This is a genomic window from Francisella sp. 19X1-34 (assembly GCF_041102755.1).
In the GTDB taxonomy this organism is placed as follows: Bacteria; Pseudomonadota; Gammaproteobacteria; order Francisellales; family Francisellaceae; genus Francisella.
The window spans coordinates 1-5202 of record NZ_JBGCTX010000097.1 but is presented as its reverse complement, the minus strand read 5'-3'; the positions used below and the strand labels follow the sequence as shown (position 1 = coordinate 5202).

The window sequence follows — 5202 nt, the reverse complement described above, 5'->3', positions numbered from 1 at the left end:
TGTAAATAATCCTTTTTAAAACCTTATTCTACAATATTTATAGCTATATTTTAGGCACCATTTTTTTCAATTAGCTCAATAATGGAGATGTTTAAATAATTAATTTTATAGTTAATCCGAATATCTGTTGAAACCAGTTTTATCCTATAGCTTGATCATAGAATCTACTCATCATAGGCCTTTAAATTAGATTCTACGATCAAGTCGTAGAATGACTTATTTATTTCGGATTACTAGTCATATCAAGTAAATCTCTATCCATTAGATGACTTGGTAATACATTTGAAAGTGAATTTAAAATATTACTTGGTACTTTTGGATTCTCGTGAGCTAAATCTTGGATTAGCTTTTTAACTTTCTTTCTTTTAAGATTTTCTTGTGAACCACATAGATTACATGGAATTATTGGAAAATCTTGTTCTTTAGCGAATTCTATCAAGTCACGTTCTTGGACTAATACCATTGGGCGGATTACAGTGTTTTCACCATCTTTAGTAATAAACTTAGGTGGCATAGATTTGATTTGTCCTTGATATAGGATAGACATTAGTAAAGATTCAATTAAGTCATCACGATGATGCCCTAGAATGACCTTGTCCATTTTATGCTCTTTTGCATATCTATAGATATTACCGCGGCGAAGTCTTGAACATAAAGAACAGTAAGTTTTGCCTTCTGGAACTTTATCTATCACCACACCGTAAGTATTTTTTGTCTCAATCTCATAAGATACACCTAAATCATCAAGATACTTTCTAAGTTTGCTATCATCCCAACCAGGTTGAGACTGATCTAACGTATATACATGAAGATCTATATCATAAGTTCCATCTTTGATAAGACTGTGTAGAACTTTTAAAAGTCCAAAGGAATCTTTTCCACCAGATAGGCAAAGCATAACTTTATCACCTTTCTTAATAAGCTTATAATCAGCGATAGCTTTAGTAATATAGTGACGTAATTTTTTCTCAGTTTTGCTTATTTTGATGTCAGCCATTTATCTATGCGCCTTTTTAAAGATTCTATCTTTCTCACGTGCCCAATCTTTATCTTTCTGAGCTTGGCGCTTATCATGTGTTTTCTTGCCTTGAGCTAGAGCTATTTCGACTTTTACGCGAGGACCTTTCCAATACATAGCAAGTGGTACGCATGTTAGACCTTTTTGCTCAACTCTACCCATGATCTTGTCTATTTCACGACGATTAAGTAGTAGCTTACGTGTTGCTGAAGCATCTGGTATTACATGAGTAGATGCAGATAGTAGCGGTGTAATTAAGCAATTAAATAACCACGCTTCATCGCGTTTGATATGCACATGACTATCTATCATCTGTACTTTACCAGCTCTGATACTTTTTACCTCCCAACCTTGTAGTACTATTCCAGCTTCAAACTTTTCTAGAATAGTATAATCATGGAAGGCTCTTTTATTTCTAGCAATGGTTGCTGGAGAAACCTTATGTTTACTCATAACTTTATTATTTTTTGTAAAAGATATACAATGTAGGGCTATATATTATCAGCAAAACACAAAAGATTAAATAAATGAATAAAGTTAATAAATCTGCAATTGTAAATTATAGTGCTGCACAGATGTATAATCTTGTAAATGATATTAAAAGTTACCCTGAATTTTTACCAATGTGCTATGACATTGAAGTTTTTGAGCACACTGAAACAGAAGCAAAAGCATCTTTAAAAATTAAATCCGGTTTTGTTAAGTTAGATTTTGCTACACACAACACTATGGTAAAAAATGAGCATATTCATTTAAATCTTATGAATGGACCTTTTAAAAGCTTAATTGGTGATTGGAGATTTGAACCTCAAGATGAAAACTCGTGTAAAGTATCATTAGATATGGAATTTACTTTTGAAAATAAGTTTGTAGAAATGGCTCTGGGACCAGTATTTCGTGGTTTAGCAGATAAGATGTTAGGAGCTTTTTGTAAGCGTGCGGAAGAGGTTTATAAATAGTGAAAGTAGAAGTTATTTATGCTTTACCTAACGAGCAGAAGTCTTTTTTTGTTGAGTCTAAACAGCCTATGACAGTTAGACAAGTTATTGACCAATCAAAAATAGTTCATAAATATCCTGAGCTAGAAAATTTAGAAGAGTTAAAGATTGGCATTTATAGTGAGATTGTTGACTTAGATCATCCTGTAAAAGATAAAGATAGAGTAGAGATATATAGAAGTCTAACTATCGATCCTAAGCAAGCACGTATGCTAAGAGCTGAACAAAAGCGTAAGAGAGAAGGCATAAGAGGCTTTGGAGCATAAAAGAGTTTTTCAACGTAAAAATCATCGTTTAGAAAATTTTGATTATTCACAAGATGGTTATTATTATGTGACTATTTGTACCAAAGAAAGAGTTAATTATTTTGGTGAAATATCATCAGATGGTCACATGATATTGAATGATTGTGGAAAGATAGTTTATGATCAATGGATGTGGTTAAGTTATCAATACGAATATGTCTTTCTCGATGAATTTGTTGTAATGCCAAATCATTTTCATGGAATATTAATTATTAATAATCCTAATGTGTGCGTAGAGGCTGGTCGTGACCAGCCAAATAAAAGGACATGTCACGACATGTCCCTACAAAAAAATAGAAAAATTAAATCTTTATCTCAATTGATTGGAGCTTTTAAGACAACATCATCAAAACAAATCAGAAATAATCTAGGGTTATCAAGCTTTCAATGGCAGAGATCTTTTTATGATCATATAATAAGAGATGAGCAATCCTTATTAAAGATCAGAGAATATATAAATAATAATCCAGCCAAATGGCATTTAGATAAATATAACTGTGAGAATCAAAATGAGCACTAAGAAAGTGGCCATTATAGGAGCTGGGTTAGCAGGGTGCTCATTAGCATATGAGCTAAGTAAATCAAATGATTTTGATATAACTATATTTGATAAAAACTCTGAAATTGCAAGTGAAGCATCAGGGAATTTTGCTGGAATTTTAGAACCATACTTAACTTCTGATAATAATTTCTCAGATCAATTTCATACTTTAGGTTATAACCTGTTATTAGACTTTATAAATAGATATAAAGATCAAATAGAGATCTGTAATCAGCGAGTATTACAGATCTTAAGTGATGAGAAAGATCTAAAAAGATATCAAAAGATATTTACCAAAAGAGATATTGATTCTAGTTTAGCTCAACTACTTTCAGATCAGAAGTTAGCAAAGTTCATTAATAAAGATATATCAAAGCAAGCAGTTTACTATCCTAATGCTTTATCTGTAGTGCCTAAAAGTATTTGTCAGCTATGGTCTAAATTATCAAATGCTAAGTTAGAATTAGGAGTTGAAGTATTAGGTATTAAAAAATTAGAAGAAAACCTTTGGCAATTAGAGTTTAGTAAAGTTAAAGGAAATTTTGATATAGTAATTTTTGCAGGTGGATATCAGCTATTTAAAAATATATCTTATTTACAGAAAATTCCTGTGTATCCTTCTTATGGTCAGTTAACTGTTATAGAAAAATATTTTGATATAGATAAAACTATAGTTGATAAGGGTTATATTATTCCAGGTTATAAAGATAATCTCCAAGTCATTGGTGCAACATTTAGAGATAATACAGATACTAGAGGAGAGCTTCGAGATGTTGATGATGAGTTTAATATCTCTCAGATAAAACAAATGTCATTAAATAATCATGATGCTAACCTAAATATAGTTGATTCACGGGTTGCTATGCGCTGTGTAACGTCTGACCATCTACCTATTATTGGACAGCTATGTAACTACAAGAAATTTGAACAAGATTTTTATCAACCCCTATCAAAAGGATATCCTAAATCTAAGATGCCAAAAGTTGAATATGAAGCAGGACTGTATGTGTCATCTGGATTTGGCTCTAAAGGGATGTGCTCATCTTTAATCGCTGCAAAAATTATTTCTTCGAAAATATTAAATCAAAAAAGTATCGTATCTGATAAGTTACTACAAGCTTTATCGCCGCAAAGGTTCTGGGTTAGAAACTTTAAGAAAAATTTAAAAAACTAGCTTAGGGTTTATATTTAGCAATAATCATTTATAATTGCTTACTTCAAAAGATTAGTATTGATAAGTTTATTTTGTTATGAAAAGAAAAATAAGTTTAATATTGCTGTGGGGTGTCTTAGCTACGACTCTTGCAAGTTGTTCTTTTAAATGGGAAGTTCCTATTAATAAAAGAGATCCTTATGAAAAATATAATAGGAAAGTATATAATTTCAATAATAAAGTCTATAAGATTCTAACTCCAGTAGCTAAGACTTATGCTTTTGTAGTACCTAATATTGTTCAAAATGGTGTATTTAATGTTTTTCAAAATCTTTTTGAACCTAGTAGAGTAGTCAATGACATATTTCAAGATCAGTGGGGGTATGCAGGTGATGATAGTATGAGATTCGTAGCAAACACTACTCTTGGAATCGTAGGGATTTTTGATGTTGCAAATAGTTGGTTTGACTTGCCTATACGTTATCATCAAGATTTTGCAGTTACTTTACATAAGTGGGATGTGTATAAAAAAGGTTATGCTTCACCATATATAGTATGGCCAATTTTTGGTCCAGGGACTGTGGAAGGCTTGTCTGATGGGGTAGATGCCGCATTTAATCCGCTTTCATACTTATTTCTAGCGCCAGGAGTTGGCACACTTACAGCATATGCTGTAAATTATACGGTATATGGTGTGTACTATACAAACCAAGGAGTGTCATATTTACCAGCATACACTAACCTGCAACAATCGACATTAGATCCGTATGTAGCATTAAGGAATGCATATATACAAAACTATGACTATAGTATGGCAAAAATATTAAAACGAAAACTTCCTCAAGCAGAGTCAGCACAGCAAAATGATCAAACAGTATTAAATATATTAGGGGTTAGTAATAAAAATGCTAGTTCAGAAGTTGCATCAAGTGGTGAAAGTTTTATAACAAATTCTCAAAATGTACCAGTGCTTAAGAGTAGTTTATCAACTGTGAATGATGCTGCTAAAGTTTAGGACTCTAGTATAAAAATGAGTATTTGAGTTATTAGATTATTCTAAATAAAATACTTGCTCAAGAGTTTTGGTGATTGGCTGATTATTCTCTTGTGTTGGGTCTTTACAGATAATTGTGTAAATTTTAATTAGGTTATATATTTTAAATATAACAATAAGGGATTTACAGAAT

Annotated in this window: 7 protein-coding genes; 5 read left to right on the top strand and 2 right to left on the bottom strand. The window is 31.6% G+C overall.

Going from position 1 to position 5202, the window contains the following annotated elements; genetic code table 11:
• Nucleotides 1–220: 220 nt before the first annotated feature.
• Both ttcA and smpB read right to left on the bottom strand, forming a co-directional pair.
• On the bottom strand, nucleotides 221–997 hold the full coding sequence (ttcA, locus tag AB8E56_RS11095; RefSeq protein WP_329481091.1) for a tRNA 2-thiocytidine(32) synthetase TtcA: 777 nt from the start codon (nucleotides 995–997) through the stop codon (nucleotides 221–223).
• Nucleotides 998–1471, bottom strand: coding sequence for an SsrA-binding protein SmpB (smpB, locus tag AB8E56_RS11090; RefSeq protein WP_329481089.1), 474 nt, complete (start codon nucleotides 1469–1471; stop codon nucleotides 998–1000).
• Between the two features lie 74 nt (nucleotides 1472–1545).
• Here smpB and AB8E56_RS11085 point away from each other — a divergent pair, with 74 nt between their 5' ends.
• The 5 genes from AB8E56_RS11085 (at nucleotide 1546) to AB8E56_RS11065 (ending at nucleotide 5030) form a co-directional block, all read left to right on the top strand.
• Nucleotides 1546–1977, top strand: coding sequence for a type II toxin-antitoxin system RatA family toxin (locus tag AB8E56_RS11085; protein ID WP_072712615.1), 432 nt, complete (start codon nucleotides 1546–1548; stop codon nucleotides 1975–1977).
• Entirely contained in the window at nucleotides 1977–2282 is a 306-nt protein-coding gene (locus AB8E56_RS11080; RefSeq protein WP_329481086.1) for an RnfH family protein, read from the top strand. The genes AB8E56_RS11085 and AB8E56_RS11080 overlap by 1 nt, the downstream gene beginning before the upstream one ends.
• A complete protein-coding gene (locus AB8E56_RS11075; protein WP_329481084.1) occupies nucleotides 2272–2841 on the top strand; it encodes a transposase in 570 nt (189 codons plus the stop codon). The genes AB8E56_RS11080 and AB8E56_RS11075 overlap by 11 nt, the downstream gene beginning before the upstream one ends.
• Nucleotides 2831–4036, top strand: a complete 1206-nt coding sequence (mnmC, locus tag AB8E56_RS11070; RefSeq protein ID WP_329481082.1) for an FAD-dependent 5-carboxymethylaminomethyl-2-thiouridine(34) oxidoreductase MnmC — start codon at nucleotides 2831–2833, stop codon at nucleotides 4034–4036. Before AB8E56_RS11075 ends, mnmC begins: the two co-directional genes overlap by 11 nt.
• Before the next feature lie 76 nt (nucleotides 4037–4112).
• The gene (locus AB8E56_RS11065) at nucleotides 4113–5030 is read left to right on the top strand and encodes a VacJ family lipoprotein (protein ID WP_329481080.1); all 918 of its coding nucleotides are present in this window, start codon (nucleotides 4113–4115) and stop codon (nucleotides 5028–5030) included.
• The last annotated feature ends 172 nt before the right edge of the window (nucleotides 5031–5202 follow it).